Source organism: Pseudomonas sp. DE0157 (assembly GCF_007678615.1).
Taxonomy (GTDB): Bacteria; Pseudomonadota; Gammaproteobacteria; order Pseudomonadales; family Pseudomonadaceae; genus Aquipseudomonas; species Aquipseudomonas parafulva_B.
Genome location: NZ_VEJN01000013.1, coordinates 45,476 through 63,062 on the forward strand (window position 1 = coordinate 45,476; position 17,587 = coordinate 63,062).

General features: G+C 65.2%; 15 protein-coding genes. 12 read left to right on the forward strand and 3 right to left on the reverse strand.

Features of this window, described 5'->3' with window-relative positions; translation table 11 throughout:
- Positions 1-3 precede the first annotated feature (3 nt).
- From FS777_RS16080 to FS777_RS16090, 3 genes are all read left to right on the forward strand, one after another.
- The gene (locus FS777_RS16080; RefSeq protein WP_058637647.1) at positions 4-768 is read left to right on the forward strand and encodes a GntR family transcriptional regulator; all 765 of its coding nucleotides are present in this window, start codon (positions 4-6) and stop codon (positions 766-768) included.
- A 33-nt stretch (positions 769-801) separates the two neighbouring features.
- A complete protein-coding gene (gene soxR / locus FS777_RS16085) occupies positions 802-1,266 on the forward strand; it encodes a redox-sensitive transcriptional activator SoxR (protein ID WP_058604511.1) in 465 nt (154 codons plus the stop codon).
- A 120-nt stretch (positions 1,267-1,386) separates the two neighbouring features.
- The gene (locus FS777_RS16090; RefSeq protein ID WP_023533700.1) at positions 1,387-1,635 is read left to right on the forward strand and encodes a CsbD family protein; all 249 of its coding nucleotides are present in this window, start codon (positions 1,387-1,389) and stop codon (positions 1,633-1,635) included.
- 60 nt (positions 1,636-1,695) lie between these two features.
- On the opposite strand, the gene FS777_RS16095 is transcribed toward FS777_RS16090, so the two are convergent.
- The 3 genes from FS777_RS16095 to FS777_RS16105 all read right to left on the reverse strand — a co-directional run bounded on the left by FS777_RS16095 (position 1,696) and on the right by FS777_RS16105 (position 4,945).
- The gene (locus FS777_RS16095) at positions 1,696-1,968 is read right to left on the reverse strand and encodes a PepSY domain-containing protein (protein WP_023533665.1); all 273 of its coding nucleotides are present in this window, start codon (positions 1,966-1,968) and stop codon (positions 1,696-1,698) included.
- A gap of 106 nt (positions 1,969-2,074) precedes the next feature.
- The gene (locus FS777_RS16100; RefSeq protein WP_058604510.1) at positions 2,075-3,301 is read right to left on the reverse strand and encodes an MFS transporter; all 1,227 of its coding nucleotides are present in this window, start codon (positions 3,299-3,301) and stop codon (positions 2,075-2,077) included.
- A gap of 354 nt (positions 3,302-3,655) precedes the next feature.
- On the reverse strand, positions 3,656-4,945 hold the full coding sequence (locus FS777_RS16105) for a DUF2235 domain-containing protein (protein WP_145256379.1): 1,290 nt from the start codon (positions 4,943-4,945) through the stop codon (positions 3,656-3,658).
- A gap of 227 nt (positions 4,946-5,172) precedes the next feature.
- Between FS777_RS16105 and FS777_RS16110 the strand changes: the two genes are divergently transcribed.
- The 9 genes from FS777_RS16110 (at position 5,173) to FS777_RS16150 (ending at position 17,582) form a co-directional block, all read left to right on the forward strand.
- Entirely contained in the window at positions 5,173-6,132 is a 960-nt protein-coding gene (locus FS777_RS16110; RefSeq protein ID WP_023533720.1) for a MoxR family ATPase, read from the forward strand.
- A 4-nt stretch (positions 6,133-6,136) separates the two neighbouring features.
- On the forward strand, positions 6,137-7,081 hold the full coding sequence (locus tag FS777_RS16115; RefSeq protein ID WP_078479398.1) for a DUF58 domain-containing protein: 945 nt from the start codon (positions 6,137-6,139) through the stop codon (positions 7,079-7,081).
- The gene (locus FS777_RS16120; RefSeq protein WP_058637649.1) at positions 7,078-7,572 is read left to right on the forward strand and encodes a DUF4381 domain-containing protein; all 495 of its coding nucleotides are present in this window, start codon (positions 7,078-7,080) and stop codon (positions 7,570-7,572) included. The genes FS777_RS16115 and FS777_RS16120 overlap by 4 nt, the downstream gene beginning before the upstream one ends.
- On the forward strand, positions 7,565-8,641 hold the full coding sequence (locus FS777_RS16125; protein WP_078478242.1) for a VWA domain-containing protein: 1,077 nt from the start codon (positions 7,565-7,567) through the stop codon (positions 8,639-8,641). The genes FS777_RS16120 and FS777_RS16125 overlap by 8 nt, the downstream gene beginning before the upstream one ends.
- Entirely contained in the window at positions 8,638-10,356 is a 1,719-nt protein-coding gene (locus FS777_RS16130; protein ID WP_058637651.1) for a tetratricopeptide repeat protein, read from the forward strand. The genes FS777_RS16125 and FS777_RS16130 overlap by 4 nt, the downstream gene beginning before the upstream one ends.
- A complete protein-coding gene (locus FS777_RS16135; RefSeq protein ID WP_058637652.1) occupies positions 10,353-11,981 on the forward strand; it encodes a BatD family protein in 1,629 nt (542 codons plus the stop codon). The genes FS777_RS16130 and FS777_RS16135 overlap by 4 nt, the downstream gene beginning before the upstream one ends.
- 134 nt (positions 11,982-12,115) lie before the next feature.
- Complete coding sequence (locus tag FS777_RS16140) at positions 12,116-13,351, forward strand: exonuclease SbcCD subunit D C-terminal domain-containing protein (protein ID WP_145256382.1); 1,236 nt, start codon at positions 12,116-12,118, stop codon at positions 13,349-13,351.
- A complete protein-coding gene (locus FS777_RS16145) occupies positions 13,348-16,992 on the forward strand; it encodes an AAA family ATPase (protein WP_145256385.1) in 3,645 nt (1,214 codons plus the stop codon). Before FS777_RS16140 ends, FS777_RS16145 begins: the two co-directional genes overlap by 4 nt.
- Positions 16,989-17,582: a glutathione S-transferase gene (locus FS777_RS16150; RefSeq protein WP_145256388.1), complete on the forward strand. Its 594-nt coding sequence runs from the start codon at positions 16,989-16,991 to the stop codon at positions 17,580-17,582. Before FS777_RS16145 ends, FS777_RS16150 begins: the two co-directional genes overlap by 4 nt.
- Positions 17,583-17,587 lie beyond the last annotated feature (5 nt).

The window sequence follows — 17,587 nt, forward strand, 5'->3', positions numbered from 1 at the left end:
CCCATGCACCAAGCCCGCTATGCCACCGTGGCCAAGGACTTGATCGAGGCAATCGCCAGCAGCCGCTACCCGGTCGGGGGCCTGTTGCCCACTGAAATGGAGCTGTGCGCGCTGTATGGTGTAAGCCGGCACACGGTTCGCGCGGCGGTCGAGCAGTTACAGAGCCTGGGCCTGGTGTCCCGGCGCAAGCGCGTTGGGACACGTGTCCAGGCGCGCCACCCCCAGATTGGCTACCGGCAATCGATCACGAACCTGGCAGAGCTCTCCCATCATCTTCAGGCACCCTTGCGTCAGATTCGCGATATCCGCCAATTCGTGGCCGCCCCTGAAGAGGCCGAGCGCCTGGGACTGGTGCCAGGGGAACAGTACTTCTGCATCGAGGCGCTGCACCGTACCTCTGCCGGGCACGCCTTGGCGCTGTGTGCAAGCGCCGTCTATGCCCAATCCGACTACGTGCAGGTGATCGAGCTGGCCCAGGCACATCCCGAGCAGTTGATTGCCCGCCTGATCGAGCAGCATTACGGGCGAGTCATCGCGGTGATCGACCAGCACATTCAGGCACAGTCGCTCACCCTGCAACAGGCACAGGTATTGAGTGCCGAGCCGGGTTCACCGGCGCTGTGCGTGGTGCGCCACTACCGCGAGGAAAACGGCGACCTGATGGCGGTCTGCGAAAACCTTTACCCCGCTGATCGCTACAGCCTGGTCAACCAGCTACGCCGCGACCGCATGCCCGCCAGCGCCGCTGCTTTCCCCCCAGCGTTCTGACGCACCACAGCCACTCATTGGAGATCGACCCGCATGGCAGCAGATTCGACACGGATGCTTACCGTAGGTGAGGTGGCTCGCCGCAGCGGTATCGCAGTATCGGCACTGCATTTCTATGAAAGCAAAGGTTTGATCGCCAGCACGCGCACAGCTGGCAACCAACGCCGCTATCCGTCGCTGGTGCTGCGCACCCTGGCGATCATCAAGGTGGCCCAGCGTACCGGTATTGCCCTGGATGACATCAAGCAGGCGCTGGGGCGCTACCCGCCCAACAGCAAGCTCACGGCGGCTCAGTGGGGCGAAATGTCCAGCGCGTGGCGAGAAGACCTGAACCAGCGCATCCGTCTGCTCCAGGCGTTGCGCGACAACCTGGACAACTGCATCGGCTGCGGCTGCCTGTCGCTGGAGCAATGCCCGCTACGTAACCCACAGGATGTATTGGGCGAGGAAGGCAGCGGGCCGAGGATCCTGGAACGGCATGTGCGTGAGGGCACGTAGCAGCGGCAGGTGCACGGGGCGGCAGTAGTTGGGACCGCTTTCGTTGGAACCAATGGGCGGCGCTAAAGCCCTAACCTTTTGCTATTTAACCAATCCCGTTAGCGAAAGGATGACCGAACCATGAAACGCGAACAGATCGAAGGTGTAGCAGAGAACATTGCCGGTAAAGCCCAGAGCGCTGTAGGTCGTCTGATCGACGATCCGGCCCTGGAAGCCGAAGGCGAAGGCCGTCAGGCTGCCGGCCAGGTGACCAAGACTTACGGTGATGCCGTGAACTGCGTCTCGTCGTTCGTCAAGGAAAAGCCGTTTGCAGCTGTAGCCATCGGTGCCGCGCTGGCCATGGTAGTCTCGCGCCTGCTGCGCCGCTGACCCAATGCATCAGGCCCACGCTGTTGCGTGGGCCTGATGGGCTTTGAATGCAGGCTGAACTCAGTTATCCAGTTCATCCTTGACGATACGGCCATCGTGCGGGTCGACCTTGAACTCGTACTGCTTGCCGTCAGCTTTCATCCCCTCGCCTTCCCAGTGACCGTCATCGGCTTCGATCTTGGTGATCTGGGTGTAACCGGCGCCTTTGAGGGCAGCTTCGGCCTGATCCTTGTTCACTTTCCAGTCGGCGCCGGGCTGATCGGCCCAGGCAACAGAAGCGCCCATCGCGCCAACCAGGGCCAGGCCAGTGAACAGTCGAGTCATCGCTTTCATTGCAGGTTTCCTTCTTGGAGGGTGTGAACATGCGACCCTTAGTCGGTGCGCCGCGTTCATTCCAATCCCCCCACACCGCCCAGACGCGGGTCGATCATTGCCAGGCTCAACCCGGCTGGCTGACCATCGCATTGCTGACACTGCGCCCGAGCACCAGCACCGTCACGAAACCGCAACCTACCAGTGCCGTGGCCGCACTCAGCAGCACGCCGGTGCCCAAGTGATCGACCACCTGACCACCGAAGAACGAGCCCACGGCGATGATGACCTGGAACATGGCCACGAACAGCGGCATGCCCCGTTCCACATCCTTGGGCGCGACCACGAACATCCAGATGTTCGCGCAGGCAGGAAACGCCCCGAAGGCAAAGCCCCATAACGCGATCAGCATGGCAGCGCCCGTCATGCCAGTGGCAAAGTGCGGGAACAGCGCCGTGCTGGTGGCTATCAGCAATGCCACCAGCAGCAGGGTATGCCGCACACTGCGGTTGGCCGCAAAGCCGGCGAAGATGTTGCCCATGAAGCCTGCCACACCGTAGAGCAGCAGCAATGAGCCAATGGTTGGGCCATCGAAGCCGGCGCTTTGCTTGAAGAAAGGGGCCACGTAGGTGTAGGCCGCGAAATGCGCCAGGCCGATCAGCAACACGGCAATCAGGCCCACGCGCGCTTGCGGGTTGATGAACAACGCCGGCAGGTCGCTGATGCGGATCGCCTTTTCCGGCATCAACCGGGGCAGCAGCATGACCTGCGCCAGCAGTACCGGCACCCCTACCACAGCGGTGACCAGGAACGTCATCCGCCAGCCCATCAACCCGCTGAGCCAGGTACCCACCGGCACGCCGATGACCGTGGCCAGGGTGACGCCGGCCATGATGATCGAATTGGCCTTGGCCACCCCGACGCCCTCGGGCGCCAGGCGGCTGCTCAAGGCGATGGCGGTCGCCCAGAAGCCACCGATACTCACCCCCAGCAGCACGCGCCCGAGCAGCAACAGGTGGAAGTTACCGGCAAAGGCGACGATGGCGTTGGCCAGGATCATGATCAGGGTCAGGCCAATCAGCAGGTAGCGCCGGTCCAGGTTGCCGACACCGACAGAAATGGTCGGCGCCGCCAGGGCCGCCATGATGCCGGGCAAGGTGACCATCAGCCCGGCAAGCCCTGCGCTGATGCCCAGATCGTTGGCGACGTCGTTCAGCACGCCTACTGGGAGAAACTCGCTGGTCACCAGGGCGAACGCGCCCACGGCCACGGAGAGAATGGCCAGCCACTGCTGGAGCAGGCTTTGCTGTTGGTGTTCGGGCAGACCACGAGGGGCCGGGCTGACGCTTGGCATTGTGCACACTTCCATGACAGGGCGCCTGAGACAGGCGCACGAGAGGCTAAATCAGGCCGCGAGTATAAGAGCAAGGGCTGCCAGGCGAGAGGCCGGCCGCTCGATAGTGGTTATCGCTGTGATCGATAGCGTGCAGGGCTCAGGATACCGAGGTGTGAGGGATTCTTTGTGGGAGCGGGCTTGCCGGGGGGCCGGACTGACCGCAATGGGCGCGAAGCGGCCCCAATATTTCAGCTTTGCAGCCGAGAATGTCGGGGAGCCACTTTGCGGCCCATCGCGGCTAAGCTGCCCCCCCGGAAAACCCGATAGCCTACGGATTTGGTGCAAGGCAGCCCCACTCTGCACCCGAACACCCTAGACAGGATTAGGATGCACCACCCGCCCCGCTACGCCCGGCCGGTCGATGAACAGCACGTCCAGTGAACTGCTGCGCATGCCCTTGACGGCATTCCAGTGCGCCGAGGTATGGATGTAGCGCTGGCGCAATAGGGTTTGCTCCGGCTCGGTCAGTTCCAGCGATGGGCAGGCCCCCAACGCATAGGCATGCAACTTGTCGCTGATGCCACGCAGCTCCTCCGGTACAGCGTGCTGCCTGTGCCAGCCCAGCGGTGCAAAGGGCACGCCCGCGCGCGCTGCGTACTCGCGCATGATGCTCAAGTAGACCCGTGACAGCTGCCCGGCTACCTGTCGCCTTCGACCGATGGCGGCATAAACCTGTTTCTGCGGTTCACGGGGCTCCCCACCAGGCACAGGATGTTCCCAACTAACCACCCGCGCAGGCGGTTGGCCAAGGTCCTTGAACGCGGTGACCATCAATGCGGCGACGGCTGTGTAGACGCCGGTCTGTTGTGCAGGCACCCCAGCCGCTACCCGCTGGGACTGGGGCTTGCACAGCAGCACGTCTTCGTCGACCACATCCTGATAGCCACCACCGATATTCGAATGCACACCCGGTAGCACGATGTCGTGCCCACTGCCTATCAGGGGAAAGTTGTGGCGCTGCTCATCCCCGGCCACCAGTTGCACGACATGGTTGGCAATGCCTTCGGGCAACCCGAGCTGCAGCCCACCCTGACGGGTATCGGCGGGGTCGAAATCCCCTTGCAGGGGTGCAACGATGGCTGCCACCGTGTCGAACAAGCCGATGAAATGGATGACGATCGGGCAGTGTGGAAACAAACGCGCGGGCTCGTTGCGCAACACATTGGCCATATGCCTGGCCGCCGCTGCACCGCGGCTGAAACCGAACAGGTCCACACTTATCCGCTCGATGCGCGTTTGCCGATGGCCTTGCTGCCAGTCGCGCAACAGCGGGGCGATATCGGCCAGCGCTTGCTCCACACGCGCCTCGATGCCCGTACGCCCGCGACCGGTGGCCGATGCATAGATGTCATCGGCTTCCCCAGCCTGGGTGCCAATCCCCTGGACATAGTGCTTGAGCACGACGCGCTGCCCATCGCCTTCTGGTTGCTGCGCATAGAGGTCATGCAGCAGTGCGACGTTGCTCAAGGCATTGCCATAACTTGCACCCTTGCCGTGCGATAGCGTGGTGTTGTGCTGATTGTTGCCCGTGCCGTCGAAGAATAGGCCCAGACGTATTTCGATGGCGTCTGCCCTGTGGCTCCCGGTGATGTGCGTCTGCATTGTAGTGCTACCTGCCTGGCTGAAAAGCACAAGCAAGCGCCACGGCACGATGCCGAACCATCAGGCAATGGCGATCATCGGGCAGGACATTTCCGGGTGCCAGGCAGCCGAGGATGGATAAATTTCCAAGCCGCCATTGGTCGCCACCCCCTCGGATGGATTAAAGTATCAACCCTTGCCGGGCCGCTGCCATCAGCCGCCTGGTCCTCTATCAGGAACCGTCGCCGATGGAACACCGTGAGGCGCTGATCGCGCTGCGCACCTTTCTCTCTTCCCAGATCCTTGGCCAGGAAAAGCTGGTCGAGCGGCTGCTGATCGTGCTGTTGGCCGATGGCCACATGCTGGTGGAAGGTGCACCGGGCCTGGCCAAGACCAAGGCCATCAAGGAACTGGCCGAGGGCATCGAGGCGCAATTTCACCGTATCCAGTTCACCCCTGACCTGCTGCCCGCCGACATAACAGGCACCGAGATCTATCGGCCCGAGACGGGGAGCTTCGTGTTCCAGCAGGGGCCGATCTTTCACAACCTGGTGCTGGCGGACGAAATCAACCGGGCGCCGGCGAAGGTGCAATCGGCGCTGCTCGAAGCCATGGCCGAGCGTCAGGTCAGTGTGGGGCGCAGTACCTACGACCTGTCGCCGCTGTTCCTGGTCATGGCCACGCAGAACCCGATCGAGCAGGAAGGCACCTATCCCCTGCCCGAAGCGCAGCTCGACCGTTTCCTGATGCATGTCAAGATCGGCTTCCCCGACGCCGCCGTGGAGCGCCGCATCCTGGCCCAGGCCCGTGGCGAGGCGCTGGGGGGTGAGACCAAGCCCGAACGGCGGGTCAGCCAGCAGGCGATCTTCGCAGCACGCAAGGAAATCCTCGGTCTGTACATGGCGGACGCGGTGGAGGAGTACCTGGTGCAACTGGTCATGGCCACGCGTACGCCGGCCAAATTCGACAACGAACTGGCCGACTGGATTGCCTACGGCGCCAGCCCGCGCGGTTCGATTTCCCTGGACCGCTGCGCACGGGCCCACGCGTGGCTTGCCGGGCGCGATTTCGTCAGCCCCGAGGACATTCAGGCGGTACTGTTCGACGTGTTGCGCCACCGCATCATCCTGTCGTTCGAAGCCGAGGCGGCGGGGGTCGACCAGGACCGGGTCGTGCAGCGGATCCTTGACGTCGTGGCCGTTGCCTGACCCCATGTCCAGCGCCCCGCTGATCGAACCCGGCATTCGCATCACCCTTGCCGAACTCATCGACATGCGCCACCGCGTGCGCGAAATCCAACTGTTCTCCAACCCCGGCCAACGCAGCCCGCTGGTGGGCCTCCACCATTCCAAGTTGCGGGGCCGGGGTGTGGACTTCGATCAGGTGCGGGTGTACCAGGCCGGTGACGATGTGCGCAATATCGACTGGCGGGTCACTGCCCGTACCCAAGAGCCCCACACCAAGCTGTTCCACGAAGAACGCGAGCGGCCGATCTTCATTCTCGTTGAGCAGAGCCAGCGGCTGTTCTTCGGCTCCGGGCTGGTGTTCAAGTCGGTACTGGCGGCTCAGGCAGCTGCCCTGTTCGGCTGGGCCGCGCTGGGGCACAACGACCGGATCGGGGGGCTTGTGTTCGGTGACAACGATCCCCACGAGATCAAACCCAGGCGCAGCAAGCAAAGCCTGCTGCAACTGCTCAATCGCCTGGCCAAGGTCAACCAGTCGCTGCACACCGAAGGCGTGGCCCAGGCCGATAGCCTCGGCCTTGCGCTGCGCAGGGCGCGGGAAGTATTGAGGCCTGGCAGCCTGGCCATCGTGATTTGCGATGAGCGCTCGTTGACGCCCCAGTGCGAACAGCACCTGGCCATGCTCTCCCGTCACTGCGACCTGTTGCTGATGCCGGTATCGGACCCACTGGACCACGCCCTGCCGGCAGCCGGCTTGCTGAGGTTCGCGCAACGGGGTGCGCAGCTGGAACTGGACACGCTGGACGAAGGGCTGCGCCAGGCCTACCGGCAACAGGCCGAGGCGCGCATCGAGCGCTGGGAATTGATGGCGCAAAAGCTCAGGGTGCTGCTGATGCCCCTGACCACGCAAAGCGAGATGATCGAGCAATTGCGCGATTACCTGAGCGCACAACGCCTGGGCAACGCCTCATGAACCCGCTTGACCAGTTGCAGCCATTGATCGCGCCCCCGCCGATCAGCCCATGGCCGCCGGCGCCTGGCTGGTGGCTGTTGCTGGCGTTGGTGCCCGTGCTGGCCTGGGGCCTGTGGCGCGTGCGTCACTGGCGCCCCCGCAAACGGCCGGTGCCGCGCACCGAGCAGCCGCTGGACCCGGTGCGCGTGGCCGCCCTCGAGGAACTGGCGCGCCTGCCCCGCCCTTATGACAAAGCGCCTGCCGGCGCCTGGCTGCAGCAGATCAACGCCCTGCTCAAACGGCTGTGTCGCAGTCACTACCCCTTGGCCAACAGCCACACGCTCAATGGCCGGCAGTGGCTGGCGTTTCTTGACAACCGCTGCCCGGCGGCAGGCCTGACCCGCTGGATGGTGTTGGTCGAAGGGGCCTACAAACCCGAATGCCGCCTGGACGACAAGGCCATCGCCGGGCTCAGCCAGGCGGTGGAAACCTGGATTCGCAAGCATGTTTGAACTGGCCTGGCCGTGGATATTCGCCTTGCTGCCCCTGCCTTGGCTGGCACGGCTCGTCCTGCCTGCCGCCGACAGTGGCGAGCCCGTGCTGAAAGTCGGCTTCCTGCACGAGCTCGAAAGCCTGGCGGGGCGCCGCGCCCGTCTGAACCTGCCAACCTGGCGCCAGCAGGCCCCGTTCGTCGTGATCTGGCTGCTGTTGCTGTGCGCCGCCGCTCGCCCCCAATGGCTGGGCGAGCCGATGCCGGTGGCAGCCAGTGGGCGCGATCTACTGGTGGCGGTGGACGTGTCTGGCTCGATGGACTTCCCGGACATGCAGTGGCAAGGCGAGGACATCAGCCGGCTCGACCTGGTGAAGGCCCTGCTGGGCGACTTTTTGCAGGACCGTGAAGGTGACCGAGTGGGGCTGATCCTGTTCGGCAGCCAGGCCTACCTGCAGGCTCCGCTGACCTTCGACCGGCGCACGGTGCGCACCTTCCTCGATGAAGCCCAGATCGGCATCGCCGGCAAGAACACCGCCATCGGCGACGCCATCGGCCTGGCCGTCAAGCGGCTGCGCCAGCGGCCCTCGCAGAGCCGGGTACTGGTGCTGATCACCGACGGGGCCAACAATGGCGGGCTGATCCACCCCCTCACCGCCGCCCGTCTGGCCGCTCAGGAGGGCGTGCGCATCTACACCATCGGCATTGGCGCCGACCCGCAAGCCACCGGCACCCCTGGCCTGCTGGGCCTGAACCCCAGCCTGGACTTGGATGAAGCGTCCTTGCGCGAAATCGCCGAGACCACCCAGGGCGCGTATTTCCGCGCCCATGATGGCGCCGAACTCGACGCCATCGGCGACACGCTGGACCGGCTGGAACCTGTGGCGCAGCAGCCGACCCAGGCGCGTACCGCCAAGGCCCTGTATGCCTGGCCGCTGGCCCTGGCGTTGCTGCTGAGCGTGCTGCTGGTGATCAGCGAACAGTGGCCGGACAACCCGCTGCAGCGCCAGCTGCGCAAGCCGCGCTTTCTGCAACCGCACCCACAATGGCGGCAGCGCCTCAAACGCCTGCGCCTGAGGAGGCCGCGATGATTGATCTGTGGCCCCAATGGCTACGCCCGCTGTGGTTGTTGAGCGTGCCCGTGCTCGGCTGGTTGCTGTTCAAGCTATGGCACCGGCGCAGGCGCGCCGGGCGTTGGCAAATGATCCTGCCCCCGGCCTTCCACAACGTGCTGCTCGGTGGCGGCAGCGGCGCCACCAGCAAGCTACCCTGGATAGCCCTGGGCCTGGCCTGGCTGCTGGTGGTGCTGGCCCTGCTGGGCCCGAGTTGGCAACGCGTGGAGGAAAACCACCAGCGGCCTGCCGACCCTCTGGTCATTCTGCTGGAACTGACCCCGCAGATGCTGGCCGAGGACAGTCCGCCCAATCGCCTTGAGCAGGCGCGCCGCAAGGTCCTCGACGTACTTGAGCACCGCCGTGACAGCCAGACCGCACTGGTGGTCTACGCGGGGTCGGCGCATACCCTGGTGCCGCTGTCCGATGACCTGGCCACCACCCGCAACCTGCTCGAAGCGCTCGACCCCTCGATCATGCCCAAGCCCGGCCAACGGGCAGACCTTGCCGTGCACAAGGGCTTGGCGCTGCTCGCCCAGAGCGGCCTTGGCCAGGGGCGATTGCTGTTGGTCGGGTCCTCGCTCAGCGCCGCCGAGCGCCAAGGCATCAGCCAGGCACTGGGTCGCCATGGTCCGAGCCTGCTGATGCTGGGCATCGGCAGCCGTGACGGAGCGCCAGTGCGCCAGGCCAACGGCGAATTTCTCAAGGATGACCAGGGCGCGATCCTGTTGCCAAGGCTGGACAGTGCAGCCCTTAGAGGCTTCATCAACGGCACCGGCGGGCGCTACCGGCATGCCCGCATCGATGACCTGGACCTGCGCGGCCTCGGGCTGTTCGACAACCCGCGCAGCACACGCAGCGAGGGCCAGACCTTGCAACTGGACAGCTGGGCCGACCAAGGGTACTGGCTGCTGATTCCATTGCTGTTGCTGGCAGCCTGTGCCGGTCGGCGGGGTTGGCTATTCTGCCTGCCCCTATTGCTCGCCCTGCCCCAGCCCGGCCAGGCGTTCGAACTCGAGGATCTGTGGCTGCGCCCCGACCAGCAAGGCCAGCGCTTGCTCGAACAGGGTCGAGCCGCCGAAGCCGCCGGCCGCTTCCGTGACCCCCAATGGCGGGGCATGGCCTTGTACCAGGCGGGCGACTATGCCGGCGCCGCCGAGGCCTTTCTGCAGGTGGACACCGCCGCCGCCCACTACAATCGCGGCAATGCCCTGGCGTACAGTGGTGAACTGGAAGCAGCGCTGGACGCGTATGATCAAGCCCTGGAGCGTCAGCCGGACTTGCAGGCGGCGCTGGACAATCAGGCCCTGGTCGAGCAAATGCTGGCCCAGCGCCAGGGCAAAGCTGCCGAACAGCCCGCCAGCACCGAAGCCCAGAGTTCGCCAGGCCGTGAAACCGAGGGGAACAGCAGCGCACAAGGCAGCCCGGCAGAGCCTGCGCCCGGTTCCGACGAGCAGGCGGGGGACGGCGCCTCGGCGCAAGGCGACGGCAGTGACCAGGGTGCACCTGGCAACCCGCCAGGCGAGGATGACGATGTGGTCGAACCACCCCACACGCCTGTCACCACCGCGCTGGATGCCGAGCAACGCCAGGCGCTTGAACAATGGCTACGAGAAATCCCCGACAATCCCGCGCAGTTGCTCCGGCGCAAATTCTGGTACGAACAGCAATTGCAACAGGAAACCCCACGATGAGTCGCTGCGGCGTCTTTCTCCTCATGCTGCTCTGGAACCTGCTGGCTCATGCCGAGCCGTCGCTCAAGGCCAGTGTCGACCGTACCCGCCTGGAAGCCGGCGAGAGCCTGGAGCTGACCCTCGAAAGCCAGGATGTGACCGAGTTCGGCAAGCCTGACCTGCGAGCCCTGGAAGGCGACTTCGAGGTGCGCAGCACCCGGCAGCTGAATAGCTTGCACACCCTCGATGGCGAAACCCGCGCCAGCACCCGCTGGATCATCACGCTCCTGCCCCGGCGCAGCGGCAGCCTGCAGATTCCTGCTCTGCAACTGGGGCAGTCGTTCAGCCAGCCGGTGGACCTGCAAGTGCTGCAAGCCGATGCCAACCGCGAGGACAACGCCCAGGTATTCATCGAGGCAACCCTGGACAGCACCGATGTCTACGTGCAGGCCCAGGCTGTACTGACCCTGCGCATCTACCATTCGGTGGCGCTGTATGACGACAGCAGCCTCAGCCCGCTGCAACTGGACAACGCCAAGGTCGAGCCCTTGGGCGAATCGCGCACCTACGAAAAGGAAATCCAGGGTGTGCGCCATGGCGTGATCGAAACGCGCTATGCGGTCTATGCCCAGCAAAGCGGCACCCTGGACATTCCTTCACTGACCTTCACCGCCACGGCTGCGGCCAGCAGCCAGGCCGAGCAGAACGGCAACGGCGCTGGACGTGCCGGCCGCCAGATACAGGTCAGCTCACTGCCGCTGCGCCTGACGGTACGGCCCGTCCCGGCCCAGTGGCCAGCCGGACTGCCCTGGCTGCCCGCGCATAGCCTGACCTTGGAGGAACGCTGGAGCCCCGATCCTGCCGCTCAGCAGACCCAGATCGGCGACTCGTTGACCCGCACCGTCACCCTGCGCGCCGAAGGCCTGTCCAGTGCTCAGTTGCCGCCAGTGCCGCCCACCGAGGCCAACGGCCTGCGCCGCTACCCCGACCAGCCGTTGTTGCGCAACGAGATCAGCGAACGGGGCATGACAGCCACCCGCGAGGAACGCGAGGCGCTCATCCCTACCCACAGCGGCCCGCTGGCCTTACCTGCGCTGGAAGTGACCTGGTGGAACACACGCGAAGATCACCTCGAGCACAGTGGCCTGCCTGCACGCTCGATCACCGTGCAGGACAACCCCGCCCTGGTGGCCGAGACTCCGGTAGTGGGCAATGGCAGCAGCATGCTGCTGTGGCCTTGGCAGGTGGCGACCCTTGTGCTTGCGTTGACCACGCTACTGGGCTTCACCCTGTGGTGGCGCGCCCGTTCGCAGCCAGCGGTGCTGCGTGCGGCACAGACAGGGCCCAGCCCTCGGACCCTGCTGGACGACCTCAAGCGTGCCTGCCTGGCCAACGACCCCCAGGCCACGCGCCAGGCCCTGGATGCCTGGGCGCGGCAACAACCGCAGACCCTGGCCGAAATGGCAGCGCGCTTCGTGCCCTTGTCCGACGCCCTGGATGGATTGAACGGTGCGCTGTACAGCGAAAGCGGCCAGCACTGGCAAGGCGAAGACCTGTGGCGGGCGATCGGCACCATTCCACCGGCCGAACAGGTGCTGCTGCCCACTGGCGAGAGCGGCAGCCTGCCACCGCTGTACCCCAAGTGAGCCGGTAGCGCCGCACATCGTCGACCGGCGTCGCGCCGCGTACTGACCGGCTTTACCAGCCCGCACAGCGCCGCGTCCATGGGGTACCATAACGCCCTTGCCCGCCCGTGCACCTTCATACCCACAGGTCATCCATGCGTCTGTTTCACACTTCCGATTGGCACCTGGGCCAAAGCCTCCATGGCCAGGAACGCGACTTCGAACACGCCTGCTTCCTCGACTGGCTGCTCGGCCAACTGCACCTGCGCCAGCCTGATGCGCTGTTGATCGCAGGCGACGTCTTCGACACCGTCAACCCGCCGGTCAAAGCCCAGGAGCGATTGTACGATTTCATCGTCAGGGCCCACGAACAGCAGCCGAAACTGGATATCGTGATGATCGCCGGTAACCACGACTCCGGCTCGCGCATCGAGCTGCCTGCGCCGTTGATGCGCCGCCTGCGCACCCATGCACTGGGCCGCGTGCACTGGCTGGACGATGGGCAACTGGATGTCGAGCGGCTGCTGATTCCGCTGACCAACGCGCGCGGCAAGGTGACCGCCTGGTGCCTGGCCTTGCCGTTCCTGCGGCCGGCGGAGGTGACCGGCCTGCAACTGGGCGACGACTACCTGCAAGGCATCACGCGGGTCCACCAACAACTGATCGCCGCCGCCCAGGCCAGGCAGCGCAAGGACCAGGCGCTGATCGCCATCAGCCATGCGCACATGGCCGGCGGTGCGGTCTCCGAAGACTCCGAGCGCAGCCTGATCATCGGCAACGCCGAGGCATTGCCGGCCAAGCTCTTCGACAAGGCCATCAGCTACGTTGCCCTGGGCCACCTGCACAAGCCCCAGAAGGTCAACCGCGAAGACCGTATCCGCTACAGCGGGTCGCCCATTCCGTTGTCGTTCGCGGAGGTCAACTACCCCCACCAGGTGCTGGAAGTCACTTTCGACGGCGCGGCGCTGGCCAGTGTCGAGGCTCGCCCAGTTCCGCGTGCGGTGCCGCTGCAACGCATAGGGCCGGCCCCACTGAACGAGGTCTTGACGCAACTGGCCGACCTGCCCGTGGTGGACCTGCTCGATGACCCCAACCGCCAGCCTTGGCTGGAGGTGCGCGTCGTGCTGAACGAGCCGCAGCCCGACCTGCGCCAGCAGATCGAAACCGCGCTGCACGACAAAGCCGTGCGGTTGATTCGCATTGGTGCCGAGTACGCCGGCCGAACGGCCGACGACGAAGGCCCGGCGTTCGTCGAATTGGCCCAGATGACCCCGCAAGACCTGTTCAGCCGTGCCTGGGCGCAAGCCTATGGCGACCCTGCCGATGAGCAGACGCTGGCCGATTTCGCCCTGCTGCTGCAGGACGTACAGCACGAAGAAGAGCAACCATGAAGATTCTTGCCATTCGCCTGAAGAACCTGGCATCGCTGGCGGGCCCGATCGATATCGACTTCACCCAGGAGCCCCTGGCAGGCGCGGGTCTGTTCGCCATCACCGGCCCCACCGGGGCGGGTAAAAGCACCCTGCTCGACGCGCTGTGCCTGGCGCTGTTCGGTACGGTGCCACGTCTGAATGACATCGGCCGTGAGGCCAAGGTGCCGGACGGCGATGGCGAGATCCCCACTTCGGACCCGCGCAACCTGTTGCGCCGCGGTACCGGCAGTGGCTTTGCCGAGGTGGATTTCGTCGGCGTCGACGGGCGCCGCTACCGGGCGCGCTGGGAGGCGAACCGTGCTCGCGACAAGGCCAACGGCAAGCTCCAGCTCAGCCGCCAGAGCTTCTACGACCTGGACAGCGAGCAGGTGCTGGGCAGCGGCAAGAACGAATACAAGCAGCTGATCGAGACGCGCCTGGGCCTTAACTTCGAACAGTTCACCCGCGCCGTGATGCTGGCGCAAAGCGAGTTCGGGGCGTTCCTCAAGGCCGACGACCGCGAACGCAGCGAACTGCTGGAAAAACTGACCAATACCGCGATCTATTCGCGCCTGGGCCAACGGGCCTTTGCCCGAGCACGCGAGGCGGGCGAGGCGCATGCCGCCTTGAAAGAGCGAGCCAGCCACCTGCTACCCATGGCCGCGGATGCCCGCGCCGACCTGGACCAACGTCTGGAACAGGCGCAACGCGAGCTCAAAACCGCCCAGGCTGGCGAGCGACAGCTAGAGCAGCAGCGCAGTGGGTTGATCGAACATGACCAGTTGCAAGCCCAGCAGGCGCAGGCCCGCACTGCCCTGGAGGCTGCCGAGCAGGACTGGCAAGCCTTGGCCGAGCCGCGCCTGGACCTGGCGCGCCTGGAGCGTCTTGCCCCGCAGCGCCATCAGTTTCACCGCCAGCAGGCACTGGCGGCGCAGCGCGCGCCGATCATTGCCAGGCTTGCCGAACACACCCGGCATCACGCCGAGCTGCAACAGCGGATAGCCGAGCAGCAGCAGGCGTTGGAAACAGCACATCTTGCATTGACCGCCGCCCAGGCCGCCCATAGCGACGCCGGCCCGCTGCTGCGCCAAGCCTATACGGTTCAGGACAACCTGGCCCGCCTTGATCAGCAACTGGCCGTCCAGCGCAGCGACAGCCAGCAGGCCGAACATCAAGTGGCTGAGGGCCAACAGCAGTTGCAGCAACTGCAAGCCAGCCAAGAACGCAGTCAACAGCAACTGGCCCAGATCGACACGGCGTTGGCCGAGAGCCAGCACCTGGCCGGGCTGGCCGGTGCGTGGCATGCCTATCTGCCGCAGCTCAAGCAGGTGATGCTGATCGGCGGCCGGCTGGGCAAAGGCCGCGAGGAACTGCCCGGCCTGCAGGCTCAAGCCAGCCAGGCCACTGCCCACCTGCAGGCCGAGCGCGACGCCCATGACGCCCTATTCCGCGAAGCCAAGGCGCAGCCCGACGCCCTGGTAGAACAGATTGACCTGCTCGGCAGCATGCTGCAGGACAACCGCAAGCAGCATCGCGCCGTGGAGCAATTGACGCGTGTACACGCCCGCGTGCTCGAGTTGAGTCAGCAACAGGCCACCCTGCGTGATCGCCAGCAGCACGCCATGGTCGAGCGCCAGCGCCTGATTGGCGAAGGCACCGCCGCCAAGGCTGAACTGGAAAGCGCCGAGCAGGCGCTGAACCTGACGCGTCAACTGCTGGAGCGCCAGCGGCTGGCCCGCAACACCACGGTTCAAGCCCTGCGCGAGCAACTGCGCGACGGCGAGCCCTGCCCTGTGTGCGGCAGCGCCGAACACCCGTTCCATCAGCCCGAGGTGTTGCTGCAAAGCCTGGGCGAACATGACCAGGCCGAAGAAGAGGCTGCCCAGCGTCAGGTGGCAGCGCTCAACACGCGCCTGGTCGAGCTGCGCACCCAGCTAGGGGTGGTCAATGCTCAGCTCAAGGACTTTCAGCAACAACTGCCGGCGCTGGACGAGCAGTTGCAGCCTTTGGTTGCGCAGCTTCATGAACATGCCCTCTGGCCTGCTCTGGCGCCCCAGGACGACCATGCCCGTAGCAGTTGGCTCGACGGCCAATTACGGCGCCTGGATACAGAGATCGGCAACGACGAAAAGCGCCAGCGGGCTTTGCTCAGCCTGCAGAAAGAGGCCGCGCGTCTCAACCAGCAACTGCAAGCCGCCCAGGACGCGCACCAACAAGCGCAGCGGCACCTGGAGCAACAACACCTGGCCCTGGAAAACGACGAGCGCCTCCTGCAGCAAGGGCTCGCGGACTTGGCTGGGGTCATGCCCGACGAAGCGCTCAAGGCGCTGCGAGACGATCCGGCCAACGCGTTTCTTGCCCTTGACCAACAGATCGCCCAGCGCCTGCAACAGCTCGACCAGCGCAAGGATGAGCTGGAAGAACAGCAAGCTCGCCAGGTCCAGCTGGACAAACTGCACGATCAACAGCAGGTGCGTGTGCAAAGCCTCGCCCAGCGTGACCAGCAGCTCAAAGCCCTGGAGGAGCAGCGCGAGCATGCCCAGGCCATGCTCGCGCAGTTACTGGGCGAGCACGGCAGTGCCGAGGCCTGGCAACAGCACATGGACGCCGCGCTGGAGCAAGCGCGCGCGGTCGAAGCGGACCTCGCCCAGCGCCTGCAAGGCCTGCACACCCAGGCTGTGCAGGTGGCCGGTGAACTGAAGGCCAGCACCGAGCAGTTGCAGGCGCTGGAGCAAGAAGCCGAGCAACTGCAGGATCAGATCGCCCAGTGGCGCGCCACACACCCGGAGCTGGACGATGCAGGGCTTGATCGCCTGCTGGCCATGGACGACACCCAGGCCAGTGAACTGCGCCAGCGCCTGCAGGGCGCGGAAAAAGCCCTCGAGCAGAGCCGTGTGCTGCTTCAGGAGCGCGAGCAGCGCCTGCGCCAGCACGCGGCGCTGATGACGCTCGACACCTCGGTCCAGGATGTGGACCAGGCGCTGCTCGAACTGCGCGAGCGTCTGGTCGTTCACGAGCAGACCTGCGCCGAACTGCGGGCCCAACAGGCCGATGACCAGCGACGTCAGCACGCCTCGCAGGCCCTGGCCGAGCAGATCGAGCAGGCCCGTCAGCAGTGGCAGCGCTGGGCTCGGCTCAGCGGCCTGATCGGCTCGGCCTCGGGCGATGTGTTCCGCAAGATCGCCCAAGGCTACAACCTCGATCTGCTGTTGCACCATGCCAATGCCCAGCTGCGTCAACTGGCGCGGCGCTATCGGCTCAAGCGCGGCGGCAGTGCGCTGGGGTTACTGGTACTGGACACCGAAATGGGCGATGAACTGCGCTCGGTGCACTCGCTGTCAGGGGGTGAGACCTTCCTGGTTTCCCTGGCTTTGGCCTTGGGGCTCGCCTCGATGGCATCGAGCACGTTGCGCATCGAGTCGCTGTTCATCGACGAAGGTTTCGGCAGCCTCGACCCCGAGTCCTTGCAACTGGCCATGGACGCGTTGGACGGCTTGCAGGCCCAGGGTCGCAAGGTCGCGGTGATTTCCCACGTGCAGGAAATGCACGAGCGCATACCGGTGCAAATTCAGGTCCGGCGTCTGGGCAACGGCCTGAGTGACGTCGAGGTGTGCGGTTGATCCTCTATTCGTTTCGCCGCTGCCCCTGGGCCATGCGTGCCCGGCTCGCGTTGCGCTATGCCGGCTGTGAGGTGACCGTGCAGGAGGTGGCAATGAAACACAAGCCCGCCGCCCTGCTGGCGCTGTCACCCAAGGGCACCGTTCCGGTGCTGGACACCGGGAACCAGGTGCTCGATGAAAGCCTGGATATCATGCGCTGGGCACTGGCGCAGAACGACCCGCAAGACTGGCGCCTGTTGAGCTCGCCCGAAGCGGCGCAGCAAGCCGAAGCGCTGATTGCCGTCAACGACACCACCTTCAAGGCCCAAGTGAACCTGTACAAGTATGCCGAGCGCTATCCACAGCACTCACAGCACGACTATCGCGAAGCTGCGCAACACTGGTTGGAACGCCTGGAGCACCTGCTTCACGGCCGACCCTACCTGCTGGCCAAGCACCCAAGTATCGCCGACGCCGCACTGTTGCCGCTGATCCGGCAGTTCGCCGCGGTCCAGCCCGACTGGTTTGCCACAGCCCCCTACCCGCGGGTGCGTGGCTGGCTGCAGGGCTGGTTGGACTCGGACTTATTCAGAGCCATTATGGCCAAGTGACAACA